The organism is Actinomycetospora cinnamomea (genome assembly GCF_003096675.1).
Classification (GTDB): Bacteria; Actinomycetota; Actinomycetes; order Mycobacteriales; family Pseudonocardiaceae; genus Actinomycetospora; species Actinomycetospora cinnamomea.
In genome coordinates this window covers 1-19,162 of sequence record NZ_QEKW01000028.1, presented here as the reverse complement: position 1 = coordinate 19,162, position 19,162 = coordinate 1, and the positions used below count along the sequence as shown (strand labels likewise).

At 75.6% G+C, this 19,162-nt stretch carries 17 protein-coding genes and 1 pseudogene; 10 read left to right on the top strand and 8 right to left on the bottom strand.

Features of this window, described 5'->3' with window-relative positions; genetic code table 11:
- Positions 1-3: 3 nt before the first annotated feature.
- Positions 4-528 carry a hypothetical protein gene (locus C8D89_RS27200; RefSeq protein ID WP_243418423.1) on the top strand — a complete coding sequence of 175 codons (525 nt, stop codon included), beginning with the start codon at positions 4-6 and terminating at the stop codon, positions 526-528.
- Here the strand turns inward: C8D89_RS27200 and C8D89_RS27195 are convergent.
- A complete protein-coding gene (locus tag C8D89_RS27195; protein WP_116711276.1) occupies positions 491-3,700 on the bottom strand; it encodes an ATP-binding protein in 3,210 nt (1,069 codons plus the stop codon). The genes C8D89_RS27200 and C8D89_RS27195 overlap by 38 nt on opposite strands.
- Before the next feature lie 118 nt (positions 3,701-3,818).
- Between C8D89_RS27195 and C8D89_RS27190 the strand changes: the two genes are divergently transcribed.
- Entirely contained in the window at positions 3,819-4,673 is an 855-nt protein-coding gene (locus C8D89_RS27190; protein ID WP_116711275.1) for a class I SAM-dependent methyltransferase, read from the top strand.
- A gap of 1 nt (position 4,674) precedes the next feature.
- Here the strand turns inward: C8D89_RS27190 and C8D89_RS27185 are convergent, their stop codons facing one another.
- Together C8D89_RS27185 and C8D89_RS27180 are read right to left on the bottom strand one after the other, a co-directional pair.
- Positions 4,675-6,090: an MFS transporter gene (locus C8D89_RS27185; protein ID WP_207787460.1), complete on the bottom strand. Its 1,416-nt coding sequence runs from the start codon at positions 6,088-6,090 to the stop codon at positions 4,675-4,677.
- Between the two features lie 3 nt (positions 6,091-6,093).
- Positions 6,094-6,450 (bottom strand): DUF3099 domain-containing protein, encoded by a 357-nt coding sequence (locus C8D89_RS27180; RefSeq protein ID WP_116711300.1) that lies wholly within the window; start codon positions 6,448-6,450, stop codon positions 6,094-6,096.
- A 212-nt stretch (positions 6,451-6,662) separates the two neighbouring features.
- Here C8D89_RS27180 and C8D89_RS27175 point away from each other — a divergent pair, with 212 nt between their 5' ends.
- The 3 genes from C8D89_RS27175 to C8D89_RS27165 all read left to right on the top strand — a co-directional run bounded on the left by C8D89_RS27175 (position 6,663) and on the right by C8D89_RS27165 (position 8,902).
- Positions 6,663-7,298, top strand: a complete 636-nt coding sequence (locus tag C8D89_RS27175) for a LysE family translocator (protein ID WP_116711274.1) — start codon at positions 6,663-6,665, stop codon at positions 7,296-7,298.
- A 108-nt stretch (positions 7,299-7,406) separates the two neighbouring features.
- A complete protein-coding gene (locus tag C8D89_RS27170) occupies positions 7,407-7,745 on the top strand; it encodes a hypothetical protein (RefSeq protein WP_116711273.1) in 339 nt (112 codons plus the stop codon).
- Positions 7,746-7,861: 116 nt separating this feature from the next.
- Complete coding sequence (locus tag C8D89_RS27165; protein WP_243418422.1) at positions 7,862-8,902, top strand: oxygenase MpaB family protein; 1,041 nt, start codon at positions 7,862-7,864, stop codon at positions 8,900-8,902.
- On the opposite strand, the gene C8D89_RS27160 is transcribed toward C8D89_RS27165, so the two are convergent.
- Both C8D89_RS27160 and C8D89_RS27155 read right to left on the bottom strand, forming a co-directional pair.
- A complete protein-coding gene (locus C8D89_RS27160; RefSeq protein WP_116711272.1) occupies positions 8,903-10,186 on the bottom strand; it encodes an RNA polymerase sigma factor in 1,284 nt (427 codons plus the stop codon).
- Between the two features lie 18 nt (positions 10,187-10,204).
- The gene (locus C8D89_RS27155) at positions 10,205-10,624 is read right to left on the bottom strand and encodes a YciI family protein (protein ID WP_116711271.1); all 420 of its coding nucleotides are present in this window, start codon (positions 10,622-10,624) and stop codon (positions 10,205-10,207) included.
- Between the two features lie 156 nt (positions 10,625-10,780).
- Here C8D89_RS27155 and C8D89_RS27150 point away from each other — a divergent pair, with 156 nt between their 5' ends.
- From C8D89_RS27150 to C8D89_RS27140, 3 genes are all read left to right on the top strand, one after another.
- On the top strand, positions 10,781-12,127 hold the full coding sequence (locus C8D89_RS27150) for an MFS transporter (protein WP_116711270.1): 1,347 nt from the start codon (positions 10,781-10,783) through the stop codon (positions 12,125-12,127).
- A 64-nt stretch (positions 12,128-12,191) separates the two neighbouring features.
- Positions 12,192-14,309 (top strand): SpoIIE family protein phosphatase, encoded by a 2,118-nt coding sequence (locus tag C8D89_RS27145; protein ID WP_116711269.1) that lies wholly within the window; start codon positions 12,192-12,194, stop codon positions 14,307-14,309.
- Positions 14,310-14,426: 117 nt separating this feature from the next.
- Complete coding sequence (locus C8D89_RS27140; protein ID WP_116711268.1) at positions 14,427-14,651, top strand: hypothetical protein; 225 nt, start codon at positions 14,427-14,429, stop codon at positions 14,649-14,651.
- 7 nt (positions 14,652-14,658) lie between these two features.
- Here C8D89_RS27140 and C8D89_RS27135 read toward each other — a convergent pair whose 3' ends face one another.
- Positions 14,659-15,831 (bottom strand): zinc-dependent alcohol dehydrogenase, encoded by a 1,173-nt coding sequence (locus tag C8D89_RS27135; RefSeq protein WP_116711267.1) that lies wholly within the window; start codon positions 15,829-15,831, stop codon positions 14,659-14,661.
- A 235-nt stretch (positions 15,832-16,066) separates the two neighbouring features.
- Positions 16,067-16,297 (bottom strand): annotated as a pseudogene (locus C8D89_RS31265) (SRPBCC family protein); the annotation flags it as partial.
- Between C8D89_RS31265 and C8D89_RS30600 the strand changes: the two are divergent.
- Both C8D89_RS30600 and C8D89_RS27125 read left to right on the top strand, forming a co-directional pair.
- On the top strand, positions 16,247-16,744 hold the full coding sequence (locus C8D89_RS30600) for a hypothetical protein (RefSeq protein WP_243418421.1): 498 nt from the start codon (positions 16,247-16,249) through the stop codon (positions 16,742-16,744). The pseudogene C8D89_RS31265 and the gene C8D89_RS30600 overlap by 51 nt on opposite strands.
- 322 nt (positions 16,745-17,066) lie before the next feature.
- Positions 17,067-18,734, top strand: a complete 1,668-nt coding sequence (locus C8D89_RS27125) for a heparin lyase I family protein (protein WP_165825964.1) — start codon at positions 17,067-17,069, stop codon at positions 18,732-18,734.
- Positions 18,735-18,834: 100 nt separating this feature from the next.
- Here C8D89_RS27125 and C8D89_RS27120 read toward each other — a convergent pair.
- A partial coding sequence (locus tag C8D89_RS27120; protein ID WP_116711265.1) for a DUF222 domain-containing protein occupies positions 18,835-19,162 on the bottom strand: 328 nt, incomplete at its 5' end.

The window sequence follows — 19,162 nt, the reverse complement described above, 5'->3', positions numbered from 1 at the left end:
CGCGTGGGCGCCGCCGTCGGCCCCGCTGTGGACGCCGCCTACGACGCGGCGCCGTGGTCCGACTTCGCGGCCGGCATGGCGGGCGCCGCGGCGGCGCTCGCCGGCCTGCTGTTCGTGGCCGTCTCGATCAACATCCAGGCCGTCCTCGCCCACCGGGCGATCGCCGGCCGGGCCGCCGAGTCCCTGATCCTCCTGGCGACGCCGGTCTTCGTGTCGCTGGCCCTGCTCGTCCCCGCGCAGCCGGCGGCGGCGCTGGCGGTCGAGCTGTTCGTCGTCGCGGGCGTGGCCGGCCCGTCCCTGGCGTGGCTGAGCCGGCCCGCGAACCGCGCCCCCGAGCAGCCGGTCGTGTCGTGGGTGGGCACCAGCCTCGTCCCGGCCGCGGTCCTGGCCTTCGCCCCCGCCCTCGCCGGGATCGGCCTGCTCACGGGCACGCTCGGCGGGTTGTACTGGCTGCCCCTCGCGGTCGCGTTCGCGCTGATCGGGGGCCTGGTCAACGCCTGGGCGCTGCTGGTCGAGATCCTGCGCTAGCTCCGCGGGCGTCGACGCGCCAGCGCAGCGGCTCGACGGGGTCGTAGCGGCAGGTCGTGCCCGTGACGACGGAACGGTCGAGGTGCGCGCCGAGCTCGGGGAGCACCGCCTCGATGCAACGGATCGCGTCACGGAGCCGGGCGCTCACGGACTTGCGGGCGCGCTCGGCAGTGCCCGAGCCCGACGACCGGACCCGCCCGCCGAGCCCGGCCGCGCGCCGCAGCTCGGCCAGCAGGCGGTCGCGCTCGTGGTCGAGGCGCGCCTCGCGCGCGAGGTCGTGGACCTCGCGGGCGGCCTCCAGCTCGGCGTCGAGCTCGCCGAGCCGCGCGCGGTAGGCCGTGCGCGCGGCGGGGTCGAGCAGGGGCCCGGTGTCCGGGGCGTTCACCCCCGCCCCGGCAAGCGCGAGGACGTGCACGTCGGCACCCGGTCGGGCCAGGAGGGCGGCGAGGTCGGCCAGCCCCTTGCGGTGGTGCAGCGACGCCGACCGGTCGTGCCAGCGCACCCGCCACGATTCACCCTCGCGCCGCAGCTCGGCGTCGGGCTCCTGCGGTCCCACGGTCGCGAGCCGCCGGGCGACGCCGCGCAGGCCCAGCTCGGCCGCGAGCTCCGCCGCGCGCCAGGCGTGCGGGGAGTCCGCATCACCGTCGAGCAGCGCGAGTTCGAGGGCGCTCTCCGCCTCCCACGCCCGCGCCCCGAGCCGGCGGTGGACCTCGAGGGCCGCGCCCAGCCACGCGCGCGCCTCACCCTCGCGGCCCAGGCACGCCGCGAGCACGCCCGCCGCGTGCGCGTGACTGCCGACGAAGCACACGAGGGCACCGTTGACGCCGCACGAGTCCGCGAGCGGGGCGATCTCGGTGAGCAGGTCCGCCGCCGTCGCGCGGTCGGCGAGGCGCGCCGAGGCCGTGGCGAGGGCCCCGACGAACACCGACCACAGGTACGACCGGTCCTCGCGCCAGGTGCCGAGGGCGAGGACGGTGTCGAGCTCGCGGCGGGCGGCGGCGAGGTCGTCGGGCTCGCCGGCCAGGGCCAGCAGCCCGGCGGCGACGGCATGGGCGTGCGCGGGGACCCCGACCCACCACCGCACGGCCTCGGCGGCGGTCGCCCGCAGCTCCCCCGGATCGCCCCGGGCGCGGACCAGGCCGAGGAGCTGGGACATCCGCACGTTGCCGACGTCCGGCTCGGCGATGCGCTCGCCCGCGCGCACCGATGCGTCGATCAGCGCCGCCGCGTCGCCGAGGCGCCCGTCGACCAGCGCGAGCGCCGCCCGGCGGGTCAGGGCGAGGTAGCCGTGACGTGGCTGGGCGAGCCGGTCGGTGGCCTCGAGGTAGGCCGACGCCGATGCCCGGAACGCGGGCGACCCCGTCTCCAGCTCGGCGTTGGCCGCCAGCAGCAGGGCCTCCGCCCGTCGTTCGGGATCGTGGCCAGTCACCTCGGCGAGCTCGCGGACGATCGCGAGACGCTCGGCGCCGCGACCCGGGGACCAGAGCACGTCGTGGCGGGCGAGCAGGCAGTCGGCGAGGGTCTCGTCGTCGCCGACCGCGCGGGCGAGGGCGATGGCCTCCTCGGACAGCGGGCGCGCCGCGGCCCGATGGGCGGGCACCGAGTGGCGCAGCTCGCGGGCGAGGGCCGCGACCAGGCGGGCCTCCAGCGCCGTGCCCCGGCCCGCGAGCGCCGCGCGGGCGGACGTGAGGGTCGTGACGACCGCGTCGCGCGGCATGGCGAAGCGCGATCCCAGCCGCTGCACGCCGAGGGCCACGCGGGCCAGGCGCTCGGCGTCGTCCAGGGCGCGGGCCCGGGCCGCGGCGTCCTCGAGCAACGCGCGGGCGGCCTCGAGCGCCCCGGACCGCGCCCGCGCGTCGGCCTCCTCCGCCAGCAGATCGACGAGCTCGCCGCCCATCCCGCCCGGCCCGGCGGCCTCCACCGCGTGGCGGGCCCGGGCGAGGTGGTCGCCGGCCTCGGAGAAGGCCAACCGTGCACGGTCGGCGCGGGCCGCCGTGCGGGCCCAACGCATCGCCCGCGCGCCGCCCTCCACCGGGACCGCGGCCGCGGTGTGGCGGGCGAGGTCCGCGGGCACCACCGCCGCGCCCGCGCCGACCCGCCGCTCCAGGGCATCGGCGAGACGCCCGTGCAGGGCGAGGCGACGCTGCGGGGTCAGCGCATCGATCACCGCCTCGCGGACGAGGTCGTGGGCGAGGACCGTCCGCTCGCCGTGGCGGGCGAGCACACCGCCGGCGACGCCCTCCTCGACCAGCGCCGTCACCTCCGCCGGCGTCCGCCCGCACACGTCGCCGAGCACGTCGGGGACGAGGTCGCCGCCCGCCACGGCGGCCACGTCGACCAGGACCCGGCAGGGCGGTGACAGCCGCGCGGCCCGGCGCAGCACGAGCCCCCGGACCGCCACGGGCAGGCTCGGCGCGGCGTCGGGCGCCTCGGCCAGCGCCGCGCCGAGCTGACGCACGAGGAAGGGGTGGCCCGCGGTGCGGCGGTGGACGTCGGCGGCCCACCGGTCGGCGGCGGCATCACCGGCGACCGCCCGGAAGAGGGCGTCGACCTCCTCCGCGCCGAGACCCCGGAGCGCCACCGGCTCGGCCGACCCCGCGAGGTCGCCCAGCGCCCGCGCCACCGCGTCACCGAGCTCGTCGTCGCGGTAGCAGCCGACGACCACGAGGGGCACGGGCCGGTGTGGGCGCGCGAGGTGCCCGAGCAACGCCAGGGACGAGGTGTCCGCCCACTGCAGGTCGTCGAGCACCAGCATCGACGGATGCCGGCGCGCCCACCGCTCGAGGAAGCCGGCGACGGCGTCGAAGAGCCGCAGCCGGGCGGGACCGGCGTCCTCGGGCGCCGTGTCGTGCGTGCCCTCCCCGAGCTCGGGCACCAGCCGGGCGAGCTCGTCGGCGTCGGCGCCGGCGAGGTCCGCGACCGCGTCCGGATCGTCGGCCACGAGCCCGCGCAGCGCCGCGGTCCAGGGCCAGAACGCCGGGCGGCGATCGGCGTCGGCGCACGTCCCCCAGCCCGTGGACCACCCGAGGCGCGAGACCGCCTCGGCGACAAGCGAGGTCTTGCCGATCCCGGCCTCACCCGTGACCAGCACGAGGCGCGCGCGCCCGTGCGCCGCCTCGTCCAGCACGGCGGACAGACGGCCCAGCGCTCGGGTCCGGCCCACGAAGGCCATGCGCCCGGATCGTGCCGCAGCACCCCGTCGCGCGGAACCGCGTGCCGCGACCTGGCGGGTGCGCGTCCCGATCTGGCGCCTTCTCTGCCGGAGAGCGAACCCGAGGCGGGAGGACCCGATGACCACCACCTTCGACCCCGTGATGTACAAGACGACCACACGTGCGCAGTGGCAGGACGCCGCCGCGGCGTGGCACGCCTGGGGTCCGACGCTCGAGACGTGGCTGGGCGAGGCCACGGACCTCATGCTCGACCGCGCCCGCGTCACCACCGGGAGCGCCGTCCTCGACGTCGCCGCCGGCGCCGGCGGCCAGAGCCTCGCCGCCGCCCGTCGCGTCGGCCCGACCGGATCGGTGCTGGCGACCGACATCGCGCCGGCCATCCTGGAGCACGCCGCGGCGGCCGCGCGCGCGGCCGGACTCGGCACCGTGACCACCCGCGAGGTCGACGGCGAGCGCCTCGACGTCGAGGAGGCCGCGTACGACGCGGTGATCTCGCGGCTCGGGCTGATCTACCTGCCCGACCGGGCGACCGCCCTCGCGGGGCAGTACCGGGCCCTGCGCGCCGGCGGCCGGGCCGCCGCCGTCGTGTACTCGACCGCCGACCGCAACGCGTTCTTCGCGGTGCCGGTGTCGGTCATCCGCCGCCGCGCCCAGCTCCCCGCGCCCGCGCCGGGGCAGCCCGGTCCGTTCACGCTCGGCGCACCGGGGATCGCCGAGGAGGCGTTCCGCCTCGCGGGCTTCCGGGACGTCGGCGCGCAGGCCGTGCCGGCGCCCCTGCGGCTGTCGACCGCGGCGGACTGCGTGCGCTTCGAGCGCGAGTCGTTCGGGGCGTTGCACCAGATGCTGGCCGGCCTCACCCCGTCGGAGAGGGAGGAGGCGTGGGACGAGATCCTCACGGAGCTGCAGCGGTACGAGGACGCGGACGGCTTCACCGGACCGTGCGAACTGCTCGTCGTCTGGGGGACGAAGTAGCTCAGGCCCGCGTCGGCACCCCGCGCGCCGCCGGCCGGGCCGCGAGCGCACCGACGACGGCGACGACCGCGAACACCGCGAACAGCCAGCGCGCCGAGGCCAGGGGGTCGGTCCCGCCGAGGGCGAGGCCGACCCCGCCCAGCGCGGTGCCCACCGACACCGCGAGCATCTGCACCGTCGTCACCGCGGCGGAGGCCTTGTCGGCCTCGCCCTCGTCAGGGGCGTCGTCGCCGGGGGCGCCCTCGCCGGTCTCGGCGCCGCCGATGGCCGACGCGGCCAGGTGCGGCCAGGCCGTCCCGATCCCGAGGCCGCCCGCCACGAGGCCGACGGCCCACAGCACCGTGGCGGCGGGGCCGTCGAGGGCGACCAGCGTGACGGCGACGAGCACGGTGCCGCCCGCGAGCAGCCCCGGCCCGGCGAGCACCCGCCACCGCGGTCGGTGCGCCGAGGCACTGACCATCTCCCCGGCCACCCAGCCCGCGCCCAGCGCGACACCGAGGAAGCCGGCGAGCACCGGCGAGAGGCCCGCGACCTGCTGCCCGACCAGCGGCACGAACGCCTCCAGCCCCGACACGCCGACGAGCACGGCGCTCAGGCCGTAGACCCAGCGCAGCGGCGACCCGCGGCGGAAGGTCGCGCGCGGGAGCACGGCGGCGCGCGTGCGGCGCTCGTGGACGACGAAACCGACGAGCAGCGCCAGGGCGACGAGCAGGCCCGCGCCCGCGACGAGCACGTCGCCGGCGAGTCCGGCGACGCTGAGGACGGCGGCCGCGGCGCCGACGAGCAGGACCGAGCCGAGCGGGAACGGCCCGGGCGAGGTGTCCGACCGGGCGCGGTGCAGGGCCACCGGCACGAGGGCGCCGATCACGAGGCTCCCGACCACCAGCGCGCCGAACGCCCAGCGCCACTGCCCGGCCGCGGCCAGCAGCCCGCCCAGCCCGGGGCCGACGATCAGCGCGACCCCCCACATCGCGGCGATCAGGGCGCTGCCGCGGGTCCAGAGCGTCCGGGGCAGCGCGATGCGGATGAGGGCGTAGCCCATGCCGGCGAGCAGGCCCCCACCGGCGCCCTGGACGGCGCGCCCCAGGAGGAACACGGCCATCGACGGGGCGAGGGCGCCGACGAGCGCGCCGGCGGCGAACACGGCGAGCGCGACGAGGTACGCCCGCGCCGCCGGGACGGTCGCCAGCACCCGGCTGGTCAGCGACGACGCCACGACGGCGGCGAGCAGGAAGAGGGTGGTGGGCCAGGCGTAGAACGCCTGGCCGCCGATCTCGGCGACCGCCGAGGGCAGCAGGCTCGCGGTGACGTAGGTGTCGATCGCGAACATGAGCGTGCCGCCCGCGAGCACCGCGACCGCGCCGCGGTGCTGCGGGGCGAGCATCTGCGCCCACGTGCCCGTGCCCTCGCCGGCCACGCGTCAGGCCGTTCGGTCGGACGGTGCGTCGATGACGACCGCCGGCTCGAGAGCGCGGACCGGGCGTGCCTCGACGACGCGGTCGCCGCCCATCCTGGCGATGTTCTCCGCCTTGCGCGGCGGGGCGTCGTTGGCGATGAGCACCGCCATCCACGGCAGCGGCACGGACACGACCACGAGCACGGCCGCGGCGATCGTCCAGCCGAACCCGAGGGCCAGGACGCCGGCGGCGACCAGGCAGGGGATGCGCATCGACATGATCAGGGAGTAGCGGCGCCGGCGGGCCGCGAACTCCTCCGCGGGGGAGAGGGCCGCGCCGGTGATCAGGACTGGGCTCTCGTGATTCGGGTGGCGATGCACGACGCCTCCTTCCCGGACCTCGTCGTCCGGACGTGCCGGTCGCGGCCCGGTGTGGTCGCGGCCCGGCACCAGGATCAACACCCCGGGGTCCCCCGCCCATCCGAGCGGGACCCCGGGGCGGCGGTGTCGCCGGTCACGGGGGTGGGGGACGTCCGCGGGTCTCCTGACGCAATCCGCTCGACACCCGGAGCCGGCGAGGAGACGCTGCGCGCGTGTCCGAGCGTCTCGTCGCGTTCTTCGTCGCCGCGGTGGTGTTCATCGCGGTCCCCGGGCCCAGCGTCGTCTTCGCGATCGGGCGAGCGCTGATCGCGGGCCGCCGCCGGGCCCTGTGCTCCGTCATCGGCAACACGGCGGGGATCGGGCTGCAGGTCGTCGGCGTGGCCGTGGGCCTGGGCGCGGTGCTCGAGCGGTCGGCGGTCGCCTTCACCGTCGTCAAGCTCGCCGGCGCGGCCTACCTGGTGATCCTGGGGGTCACGGCGATCCGCCGTCGCCACCGTGCCGCCGCCGTGCTGGCGGCCCCGGGCCCCGAGGCCCTGCCCGGATGGCGGCGCTGCATCGTCGACGGCGTCGTCGTCGGGGCCCTCAACCCGAAGAGCGCGCTCTTCTTCGTCGCCTTCCTGCCGCAGTTCGCCGACCCCGGCGGCGCGGTCGGCGCCCAGATCCTCACCCTCGGCCTGGTCGTCGTCACCCTCGGCCTGGTGCTCGACAGCGTCTGGGCCCTGTCCGCCGGCACCGCCCGGGCGTGGTTCGCCCGCTCACCCCGCCGCCTCGCCGCCCTCGGTGCCGCCGGCGGCGTGACGATGGTCGGCCTCGGTGTCGGACTGGCCACGACGTCGCGGACCCCCTGACCGCTCCCTCAGGAACGCCTCCCGGAACGCGGCCGCCCCTCCCCCTCCCGAACCCCTGACGGCGGGTCCGCTTGCGGGCCCGGAACCCGGGGTTGGAAGCTCATCGGCGTGAGTGAGCGTGTGACACCCCTGGAGCTCGACGACCTCGGCGTCGCGACGGCCCTGCCCCGCCCGGGCGGCCGGGACCAGATCCTCGGCGTGCCCTACCGGCCGGTGCAGTTCCTCGACGACGACCTCCCCAGCGCCCTCGAGCGTGCGGCGACCTGGCTGCGCGAGGTGGAGCAGTGGCTCGGTGAGGCGCCCGACGTCATCGCCGTCCACCTCGACCACGACGAGACCCAGGGCTCGCCGTACTTCGATCTGACGATCCTGTGCAACGAGGAGGACCTCGCCGGGGCCCCGATCGCCGTGCGCGAGCGGGACGGCGGGCCACCCCGCCGCGCCTGATCCGCGTCCGGATCACCCGTCGCGGTGGTTCCCCGGCGATTGACCGGACACGAGGTATCCCATACCTGCGGTAACTGTTACCTTCCGTCGCACTGCTGACCGGAGGGGAGCTCCGCATGGGTGTCGTGCGGTCGATGCGCAAGGACGCGCAGCACGCCGACTACGGGTTCTTCGGGCCCGAGTCCGTCACGTGGAAGGTGTGGTCGTACCCGACCTCGCTCGCGCTCGGCTTCCTGCGGGCCGTGGTGATCGAGGAGCTCGACCCGTTCCTGCTCGCGTCGGTCGAGCAGTCCGGACAGGTCAAGGCCCGTCCGCGGCTGCGCTACGACCGCACGATGCAGTACTTCGCGACGATCAAGTTCGGGGACACCGCGTCCGTACTCGCGGCCGCGGACACCCTGATGAAGATTCACGCGCGGGCGATCGGCGTCGACCCGGTGACCGGCCGGCAGTACGACGCCAACGACCCCGACTCGCAGCTGTGGATCCACCTCACGGCGTGGCACTCGATCCTCTACACCTACGAGGTCTTCGGCCCGGGCAAGCTCACCGCCGTCGAGGAGGAGCAGTACTGGGCCGAGTGCGCGCGGGCCGCCGAGTTCCAGACGATCGACCCCGCCGACGTCCCCCGCTCCCGCGACGGCGTCCGCGCGTACTTCGAGGCCTACCGCCCGCGGCTCATCGCCTCGGAGAGCGCGCAGAGCATGATGGACTTCCTGCTCGACGCCGACACGATCGTGCTGCCGCCCGAGCTGCCCGCGCCGCTGCGGAGGCTGTTCACCGCGGTGACGCGCCGCGCGGTGATCGCGACCCTGCCCCGGTGGATGCGCCGTCTCGGCGGGACGCCGCAGCCCCGGGTCGTCGACGCCCTCGCCGTCGCGCTGACCCGCCCGGCGATCCGCGTCGTGGCACGCAGCACCGCCGTGCAGCTGGCCCTGCTCCGCGCCGCCTCGCCGCGAACGGTGCCGGTGGTGGAGCCGGTGCTGCGGGGCACCCCGCCGGTCCTGCCGGTGGTGTCCACCCCGGCCGAGGCCTACGCCCACCACGGCCCGACGCCCCGCGAGCAGTACACCGCGCTGCTCGAGGCCCGCGCGCGCCGGCAGGGCCCGGCGCCCTACCCGCCCGCGCACCGCGAGCCGCTGCTCGACTTCGCCTGATCACCCCAGGGCCGCGATCTTGCCCTCGAGCAGGGCCCGCTCGCGGACGTTGGCGCAGCGCTCGACGGCGCGCGCGAACTCCTCGCGCGCCTCGTCGGGACGACCGAGACGCGCGAGGAGCTCGCCGCGCACGCTCGGCAGCAGGTGCGAGCCGGCCAGGGCGTCGGCGAGCCCGTCGACGATCTCCAGCGCGGCCGCCGGGCCGTCGGCCATCGCCACGGCCACCGCCCGGTTGAGGTCGACGACGGGCGACGGGGCGAGCCGGCCGAGCGCCTCGTAGAGCACGACGATGCGCGACCAGTCGGTGTCGTCGACCGAGGCGGCGACCGCGTGGCACTCAGCGATCGCCGCCTGCAGGCCGTAGGGGCCGAGACCCCGGCCCGCCCGCTCGGCCCGGGCCAGCGCGGCGCGTCCCCGCCCGATGGCCGCCCGGTCCCAGCGGCGCCGGTCCTGGTGCTCGAGCAGGACCGGCCCGCCGTCGGGCCCGGTGCGGGCGGGGAAGCGCGCCGCGGTGAGCTCGAGGAGCGCCACCAGCGCGTGCACCTCGGGCTCGTCGGGCACCAACCGCGCCAGCACGCGCGCGAGCCGCTGCGCCTCGGCCGCGAGGTCGAGGCGCAGCAGCCGGTCGCCGGACGTGGCCGACGACCCCTCGGTGAAGACCAGGTAGACCACGCTGAGCACCGTGCCGAGACGCTCGGCCCGGTCAGCGGCCGGTGGCACCTCGAACGGCACCCGGGCCGCCGCGAGCGTCTTCTTCGCCCGGGTGATCCGCGCCTGCACGGTGGCGGTGGGGACGAGGAACGCCCGGGCGATCTCGTCGCTAGTCAGCCCGCCCACCACCCGCAGCGTGAGCGCCACGCGCGCCTCGCGGGAGAGCACCGGATGGCACGAGGTGAAGATCAGCGCGAGGACGTCGTCGTCGATCTGGTCCGGGTCCCAGAGCACGTCGCCCGCCTCCTCGCGCGGGTCCGCGCCGGTGATCGCGCCGGTGACCACGCCGCCCTCGCCCAGGTCCCGGGCGAGGGCGGCGTACCGGTCGTCGAGGGCGGAACGCCGGCGGAAGGCGTCGATGGCGCGCCGCCGCCCCGTGGTGAGCAGCCAGCCCGCCGGGTTGTGGGGCACCCCGTCGCGCGGCCAGCTCACGAGGGCCTCGGCCAGCGCCTCCTGAGCGAGGTCCTCGGCCAGGGCGAAGTCGCCGGTGTAGCGCGCGAGGGCGCCGACGATGCGCGCGGAGTCGATCCGCCACACGGCGGCGACGGCCTCACGGCCGGTGTGCTCGGCCATCGGGAGAGCGGACCCGGCTCAGAGCTGGCCGGTGGCCTCGCGCCACGCCCGCTCCCGTTGGACGTACTCGTTGTCCTGCGGGAACTCGTCGATCGAGGGGACGCGGCGGATCTCGGTCTTGAAGCCCTTGCCCTGCCCGGGCATCCGCTTGGCCCACTCGACGGCCTCCTCCTTGGAGGAGACGTTGAGGATGTAGAAGCCGCCGAAGAGCTCGTGGGTCTCCCCGTAGGGGCCGTCGGTGACCACGGGTGGCTCGGAGGAGTGGTCCACGACCACCGTCTCGGCCGCGTCCTCCAGCCCCTCGGCGGCGAGCAGCACGCCGGCGCGGATCAGCTCGTCGTTGAACCGGCCCATCGTCTCGAGCATCTCGTCCATGTCGGCGTTCTCGAGCGACGCCCAGCCCTCGTCGGTGGCCCGCATGATCAGCATGTACTTCATCGTCGTCTCCCTGCCTCGTCAGGGTCCTCGTCCGGACCCTCTCACCCCCGGGTCGAACGGGGGGACGCCCGGATCGACAGGTGACCGCAAGATTTTCCGGCGGCGCGTTCGGGCAGCTAGCGGCGACCGCTCGTCGCCGAGACACCGGGGGCCGTCGTGTCCGAGCCGCAGGACGCCCCTCCCGCGTCGACCCCGGACGGAGGACCGCCGCCGAAGGTGCTGCGCCGGGCCATCGGCGCCTCGGCCATCGGCAACGCGGCCGAGTGGTTCGACTACGGCGTCTACGCCTACGTCGCCACCGAGATCGGGGCGAACTTCTTCCCCGGCGAGTACCAGACCCTCTCGGCGCTGCTCGTGTTCGCGGTGTCGTTCGTGCTGCGACCCCTGGGCGGCGTCTTCTGGGGCGCCGTCGGCGACCGGCGGGGGCGCCGCTTCGTCCTCACTCTGACGATCTTCCTGGTGACGGCGGCGACCGTCGGCATCGGTCTGCTGCCCACCGCTGCGTCGGTGGGCGTGCTCGCCCCGATCCTGCTGGTGCTGCTGCGCATGGTGCAGGGGTTCTCCACCGGGGGCGAGTACGGCGGGGCGGCCACCTTCATGGCCGAGTACGCCCCGGACCGGCGCCGCGGCTTCTACGGCAGCTTCCTCGAGGTCGGCACGATCTCCGGGTTCACGCTGGCCATCGTCGTCGTCGCGCTCACCGAGCAGGTCGTCGGCAGCGAGGCCATGGCGGAGTGGGGCTGGCGCATCCCGTTCCTCGTGTCCGCCCCGCTCGGGCTCGTCGGCCTCTACCTGCGCCGGCGCCTGCAGGACACCCCCGTCTTCCGCGAGCTCGAGGCCTCCGACGGGCTCGAGAGCAGCGCGGGCGCCGGCCTGCGGACCCTGCTGCGCGAGTACCGCCGACCGCTGCTGGCGCTCGGCGGCCTGACGATCGCGCTCAACGTCGCGAACTACACGCTGCTGGCCTACACGCCGACCTACCTGCAGGAGACGCTGGGCATGGGCTCGGTGTCCACCGACGTGCTGATCGCCGTCGGGCAGGCGGCGATGATCGTGTTCCTGCCGCTGGCGGGGCTCGCGTCGGACCGGGTGGGTCGCAAGCCGGTGTGGTGGGTGTCGTTGGTGGGCCTGTTCGTCCTGGTCGTCCCGATGTACCTGCTGATGGCGCAGGGTTTCGTGGGCGCGATCATCGGCTTCGCCGTGCTCGGCCTGGTCTACGTGCTGCAGCTGGGGACGATCTCGGCGATGTTCCCCGCGATGTTCCCCACCCACGTGCGCTACGCGGGGTTCGCGACGTCCTACAACGTGGCCACCGCCCTCTTCGGCGGCACCGCGCCCGCGATCAACGAGGGGCTGATCACGGTCACCGGGAGCAACCTCGTCCCCGCCTACACGATGATGGTCGCGTTCGTGGTCGGGATGATCGCCCTGCGCTTCACCCCGGAGACGCGCGGCGCGTCACTGCGCGGCCGGGAGGTGCCCCGGGCCGTCGCAGCCTCGTGACCACGGCCGGTCACGATCCGAGGCGAGGTGTGCGGCGTGTCACGCGGCGCCTAGACTCCCTGGAGTGCACGTCGCCGCCCGGGAGCTACTGGACGTGGTTCCCGGCGCCGTCGCCGTCACCTCCGGCGCCGATCACGTCGTCGAGGCGCTCGACCCGCGCGGAGCGCCGCTCCTGGGCAGCGCGGTCGCGGTCGGGCGGCCCCTGCGCGGCACCGTGGTGCCGGAGCTCCTCGACGCCCTCGACACCGCCCGCCGCACCGGCGAGCCGATCGGGGCCGCCGGCGTCCGGTGCTCCCCGCTGGGCGACGCAGGGCTCCTGCTGCGCGCCGAGGACGACCGGGACCGTGCCCGGGCCGCGGGCTTCCAGCAGCTCACCGAGCAGCTCTCCTCCGCCGCCACCCCGGAGGAGATCGGCCGCCTGACGGCCACGACGGCCGCGGCGCTGATCGGCGCGGACGCGTGCGCCGCCTACCGCCGCGGCGAGGGCTCCGACGTCCTCGAGGTGCTGCACCACAACGGCGTGCCCGGGCGCACCGCCGACCGGTACGCGCGGGTGCCGCTGCGCCGCGGACGGCCGATGTCGGACGCGGTCCTCACCGGCGAGCCCGTGTGGTTGGAGGACGCCGCGCAGTGGCGGGCGCGGTACCCGGAGATGGCGCCGGTCGGCGTGTCCGAGGGTCACGAGGCCTGCGCCTGCCTGCCGCTGCGCGTCGACGACCGCGACCTTGGCGCCGTCGTCTTCAGGTTCCACCGGCCCCGCGCGTTCGACCCCGACGACCGCGAGTTCCTCGTCGCCGTCGCCGCGCTGTGCGCCCAGGCCCTCGACCGCGCCCGCCTGTACACCGCCGAGCACCAGGCGCGCGCGGCGGCCGAGCGCGAACGCGACCGCATGGCGTTCCTGGCGCAGGCCAGCCGGCTCATGGAGGCGCCGCTGTCGGTGGAGGAACGCCTGCGCCAGCTCGCGGACCTCGCCGTCAAGGGCGTCGCCGACTGGTCCGCGGTGCACCTCGTGCGCGGGTCCCGCGTCGAGAAGGTCACCGTGGCGCACCTCGACCCGGCGAAGGTGGAGTTCGTCGAGCGGCTCGAGCAGCGCTACCCGCCGAATCCGGACGCCCCGGGCGGTGCGGTCGAGGTGGCCCGCACCGGGGTGCCGGTCGTGATGCACGAGGTGCCCGACGAGCTGCTCGTCGAGAACGCCGTCGACGAGACCCACCTCGAGCTCATCCGGGCGATCGGGATGCGCTCGGCGATCGTGGTGCCGCTGCTGGTGCGCGGGCGCAGCCTCGGGGCGTTGACGCTGGTGCAGGCCGAGTCCGGCGAGCACTTCGTCGACGAGGACCTGACCTTCGTCGGCCAGCTCGCCGCCACCGCCGCCCTGGCCCTCGACAACGCCGCGCTCTACGAGCAGCAGCGACTGATCGCCCGCACGCTGCAGAACGCGCTGCTGCCGCACGCGCTGCCCATGGTCCCGGGCGTCGCCTGCGCCGGGCGCTATCGCCCGCCGAGCCCGGACCTCGCCGACGTCTACGTCGGCGGTGACCTCTACGACGTGCACGAGGACGCCGAGCGCGGGCGGTGGGCGCTCACCGTGGCCGACGTCTGCGGCAAGGGACCCGAGGCGGCCGCCCTCACCGCGCTCATCCGGCACACCGTGCACGCCGAGGTGGGCCACGGGCTCGCGCCGGCAGAGGTGGTGCGGCGCGTCAACGCCGCCGTGCTGCGTCACCACGGCGGCGCCCGCAGCCGCTTCGCGACGCTGGCCCACGCGGCGATGACGGTGCACCCGGAGGGCGCCACCATCAGGCTCGTCAACGGGGGTCACCCGCCGGGACTCGTCCTGCGCGGCGACCGCGTCGAGTGGGTCGACGTGCCCGGCCGGCTCGTCGGGGTCTTCCCCGACGTCGACCTCGCCGAGACCGAGGTGCGGCTCGCGCCCGGCGACGCGCTGCTGCTCTACACCGACGGTGTGGTCGAGGCCCGCGGACCCGAGGGCTGGTTCGGCGACGACCGGCTCGCGGACCTGCTCGCGTCCCTCGCCGGCGCGTCGGCCGACCGGATCGCCGACGGCGTCCTCGCCGCGGTCTCCGAGTTCCAGGGCGGCCGGCTCCGCGACGACGTGGCGCTGCTCGTCGTGCGGAGTGAGCCCACCCGGCCGGCGGCGTACCGACCGGGGACGGAGTAACGTCCCGGACGACCCGGCCCGGGGCAGAGCCCCGGATGTCGCCTCTGGGACCCACGGAAGGGATGCGCGCTCCTCGGCGCGATCCACGCCGGTGCTCGCCACCCCCAGGGAGCCGTCATGCCCGACCCGTCCCCGCGCCACCCCGTCACCGGACGCCCCACGAACCGGGTCACCGACGCCCACGAGTCGGCGGTGGAGTCGCACCGTCACGAGCAGCTCATGGCCGCGCGGGTCATCGCGTCGCGCTCGACCGGGGTCGAGGACTGCGCCGAGCTGCTGGGCATGCTCGGTCTCGCCCAGGCCGTCGGCCTGCCGGTGGTCGAGTCACCGCCACGGGTCTGAGCGTCGCTCAGGGCGTGAGCACGACCTTCTCGCAGTCGTCCTCCTTCTCCACGAACTTGCGGTAGCCCTCGGCGGCGTCCTCGAGCGACATGCGGTGGGTGATGACGAAGCTCGGGTCGATGTCCCCGTGGCGGATGTGGTCGAGGAGCTTCGGCATGTAGCGGTGCACGTGGCACTGACCCGCGCGCATCGTCAGGTACCGGTTCATGAACGCGCCCATCGGGAACTTGTCGGTGAACCCGCCGTAGACGCCGATGACCGAGACGATGCCGCCGTTGGCGCAGGTCATGACGGCCTCGCGCAGCGCGTGCGGGCGTTCGGTCTCGAGCATCGTGGCCTGCTTGGCGCGGTCGTAGGCGTGCAGCGCGGGGTTGGCGTGGTGGCCCTCCATGCCCACGGCGTCGATGCACTTGTCCGGTCCGCGGCCCCCGGTCATCTCCTTCAGCGCCTCGGGCACGGAGACCCGCTCGTAGTTCAGCGTCTCGGCGCCGGTGTGCCGACGCGCCAGCTCGAGGCGGTCGTCGAACCGGTCGATGACGACGACCCGCTCGGCGCCGAGCAGGAACGCGCTCGCGACGGCGAACTGCCCGACCGGGCCCGCGCCCCAGACCGCGACGACGTCGCCGTACGCCACCTCGGCCATGTCGGCGCCCATGTAGCCGGTGGGGAAGATGTCGGACAGGAACAGGACCTTCTCGTCCGACAGGTCCGACTCGACCTTGAGTGCCCCGAAGTCGGCGAACGGTACGCGCGCGTACTCGGCCTGGCCGCCGGGATAGCCGCCGAGCATGTGGGAGTAGCCGAACAGCGCCGCGGGCGAGTGGCCCATGAGCTTCTCGGCGATGCCGGCGTTGGGGTTGGAGTTCTCGCACGAGGCGGTGAGTCCGCGCTCGCACGCCCCGCACACACCGCAGGCGATGGGGAACGGGATGACCACCCGGTCGTCGACGGCCAGGTCCCGCACGCCCTTCCCGACCTCGACGACCTCGCCCATGAACTCGTGGCCGAGGATGTCGCCCTTGCGCATGGTCGGGATGAAGCCGTTGTAGAGGTGCAGGTCCGACCCGCAGATCGCCGTCGACGTGATCTTCACGATCGCGTCGCGGCTGTTGAGGATCTGCGGGTCGGGGACGGTCTCCACCGACACCGAGTGCTTGCCGGTCCAACAGGTCGCTCGCATCGTCCGGTCTCCTATCGTTGCGGCTGGGCCGGCCGCTGGGCGACCTGCTGGCGGGTGCTCTGGCCGGTGGGGCTGCCCTCGGAACGGACGACCTCGCCGATCTCGAGGACCTGCTTGAAACGGCGCAGGTCGTCACGCAGCTGCTGGTTCGGCTCCTCGCCGAGCAGCGTGGCGACGGCCCCCCGGGCGGCCGGTAGCGCAGCTCGACGTGGACCTCGGTACCGCGCCCGCCGGGCGCGGTGGTGAACCGGACCGAGCCGTGGTTGTCGACGTCCGCACCGGGGACCGAGCGCCAGGAGACCTGCTCGCCGGGCCGGTCCTCGACGATCTCCGCGTCCCACTCCACGGTCCGGCCCGCCGGGCCCTCGGCGACCCAGTGCGAGCGCCCGTCCGTGGCGGCCTGCACCGAACGCAGGTGCGCCATGAACTCGGGCAGGCGCTCGAGGTCGCGCCACTGCCGGTACACCTCGTCGGGGGCCTTGTTGACGGTGATCGACGCGCGGGCGGAGAGGCCGGTGTCGGTCTGGCCCCCGCCGCTCTGCTGCAGGGCCGCGACGAGGTCGGCGGCGCCGACACCGGTCAGCGCGGCGAGGGTGATCGCGATGCGGCGGCGGTCGTGGCCCGTGGCCCGGGCCGCGGCCAGGAAGAGTCCGACGTCGAGGACGTCGCCGGCCACGCGGCTCCACACCCAGCCGCGGGGCTGCGAGGAGGCCAGGATGCCGGTGCCCTGGACGATCTCCCGCACGCCGAGCACGCGCTGGGCCGTCTGCACGACCGGGCTGCTGCCCTGCACGCCGATCACCCGCGAGAGCCCGCCCGGGCTGATCACCTGTGCGGACCCCAGCGCGAGGCTGAACACCCCGAGCGCCGTGGTGAGGCCCGACCCGCCCTGCCCGATCCGTCGTCCACGTGACACCGACGTCACCTCCAGCGGCCGTGCTGCATCCGGCGCGGCCGGGGTGTCCACCGCGTGGCGGGGCCGTGTTGCCTGCCGGAGCTCCCTGCTAAACCCCCGCCCGATGTCGCGGCGCAGGCGGCGCAATCCGCTGGGTCGCGGGCAGCAAGCTCGCCGGTAGGGCGTTTCCTCGACGGCCTCCCGGCAACGCTCCTGATGACTGCGCACGAGCATCCGGGGGGCCGACGGCACGATCATGGGACGCCATCGCGACACCGGTGCCGGCACCCGGCCGGAGCTGCCCGCGGCCGGCAGTCGATCGCACCGTCGGCCACCGGGCGTGGTGCGGAACCGCGCGATCTCCGCCGTCGCCGTCGGCGCCCTGGCCGGCGGGATCGCGGTCGCCGGCACGACGGGGCCGTGGTCGCGGGACGCCCCGGAGGACCAGCCGCAGGCCCGCCCCGGCGGGTCGCCCGGGGCACAGGGCGGCGGTCCCCCGGTGTCCCCCGTGCCGGCCGAGAGCACCCGCACGCCCTCCGAGGCCGTCGCCGCGCCGGCCGTCGAACCGTCGCCGGTGGCGGAGCCTCCCGCGCCGACGGTGTGGCGCCCCGACGGGCCGGCCGCCTTCCTACGCACACCGTGGAACACGGTGGGCGCCGCCCGGCCGAGCGTGGACGGCGGCGAGGTGGCGTTCCACCTGAACGGCCGCGGACAGCGCAGCGAGCTCGAGCCCGACCTTCCCGCCGTGCACGAGGGCGACCAGCACGACGTGACCGTCGCGGTCCGGCTCGACGGCGCCTTCCCCGCGATCCCCGGGACCCGTCAGGTCATCGCCCGGTGGGAGAACGACGGACCGGGGCAGGGGCCCCTCGACCTGCGGGTGAGCGACGGCGAGCTCGTCCTGCACGGCGGCGAGGGCCACCCTTCGGGCCCGCGCACCTTCTCCCGCGCCCTCGGACCGGCGCCGGTCGGCGAGTGGAGCGAGCTGCGGGTGCGGGTGCGCTTCTCCGCCGACCCCGACAAGGCCGGCGTCAGTGTCTGGCGGGACGGCCGTTCCGTCGTGGACGACGAGCACCCGAGCGGCGGCACCCTCTATCCGGGCCAGCAGAGCTACCTGAAGGTCGGCCTCCACCGGGACGCGGTCCTCGCGCAGCCCAGCACGGTGCGGTTCCGGGCGTGGACCCTCGAGCACGGCCGGGCCCCCGCGGCCCCGGAGCGGGCGAGCCCTGACACCTCCACGGCGGAGGACCGGTCGACCGACTCGTCGGAGACCGAGGAGCAGGTGTCCGGTCCGTCGGAGTGGCGCGAGGCCGAGCCGTCGCGGGACGTGTCGTCCCGGGACATCGCTCGGTGGGTACGCGCCGCCGAGCGGGACGCGTCGCTGGACGCGACGTCGGATCACGACGCGTCCGAGGACCGGTCGGTGTCCGACGACGGCGCGCAGCCCGACCGCACCGCGCAGCCCGACCGCACCGCGCAGCCCGACCGCACCGCGCAGCCCGACCGCACCGCGCAGCCCGACCGCACCGCGCAGCCCGACCGCGGCGAGGAGTCCGACCGCAGCGCGGAGTCCGACCGCAGCGCGGAGTCCGACCGCAGCGCGGAGTCCGACCGCAGCGCGGAGTCCGACCGCAGCGCGGAGTCCGACCGCAGCGCGGAGCGCGACCGGTACGAGCCCGACGGGTCGGACCGCGACGGGTCGGACCGCGACGGGTCGGAGCCCAGCGCGTCGGACCGCGGTGACTCCGACCGTCGCGACTCGGCCCGTCGCGACTCGGCCCGTCGCGACTCCGACCGCCCCGACTCCGACCGCCCCGACTCCGACCGCCCCGACTCGAACCGCGACGATTCGGCGGACAACCGATCCGAGCGCGCCCTCTCCGACCGCAACGAGTCCGACCACAACGAGTCCGACCACAACGAGTCGGATCGCAAGACCGACCGTGGCGGTTCGGGGCACGACACGGACGAACGCGAATCCTCGAGCCGAGTCAGCGCACGTCGATAACCGGCTCGCGGCGCTCAGCTGAGGACGGCGCTCTTGTCGATCGGTGCGCGGGAGCGTCGCACCGGTCGGGGATGCTTCGGAGATCGGAGCATCCCCGTGTTCAGGTGGGAATGCGGGGTCGTCTGCCGGGTCTTCGTTGTCGTTCGGGGTCGATCCAGGGTGGGGGCGTGAAGGCCTCCACCAACGCCGCGGCCCGGCGTTGGGCCAGGGTCCGGTCGTCGTCCGGCCCGGCGGGGGTCGACCCGGCGTCGAACCCCTCCCGGAGGATCTCCGCCCCGACGGCGTCGGCGATCACCGCGGTCATCCACAGCGTCCCGTCACGGCGCGAGACCAACCGCACCTCGTCGTGGCGGGCCTCCCGCTCATCGGGGGCCACCCCATCCGGATCCAGATCCGCCAGCAACCGGGCGGCGACCTTCTCCAACCCC

What these genes read in the sequence shown, in the direction of transcription:
- C8D89_RS27165 (WP_243418422.1), top strand. Translation starts at nt 7,862, where the DNA reads ATGGGTGTCGTGCGGTCGATGCGCAAGGACGCGCAGCACGCCGACTAC.
- C8D89_RS27135 (WP_116711267.1), bottom strand. Translation starts at nt 15,831, where the DNA reads ATGCGAGCGACCTGTTGGACCGGCAAGCACTCGGTGTCGGTGGAGACC.
- C8D89_RS27140 (WP_116711268.1), top strand. Translation starts at nt 14,427, where the DNA reads ATGCCCGACCCGTCCCCGCGCCACCCCGTCACCGGACGCCCCACGAAC.
- C8D89_RS27195 (WP_116711276.1), bottom strand. Translation starts at nt 3,700, where the DNA reads ATGGCCTTCGTGGGCCGGACCCGAGCGCTGGGCCGTCTGTCCGCCGTG.
- C8D89_RS27155 (WP_116711271.1), bottom strand. Translation starts at nt 10,624, where the DNA reads ATGAAGTACATGCTGATCATGCGGGCCACCGACGAGGGCTGGGCGTCG.
- C8D89_RS27190 (WP_116711275.1), top strand. Translation starts at nt 3,819, where the DNA reads ATGACCACCACCTTCGACCCCGTGATGTACAAGACGACCACACGTGCG.
- C8D89_RS27160 (WP_116711272.1), bottom strand. Translation starts at nt 10,186, where the DNA reads ATGGCCGAGCACACCGGCCGTGAGGCCGTCGCCGCCGTGTGGCGGATC.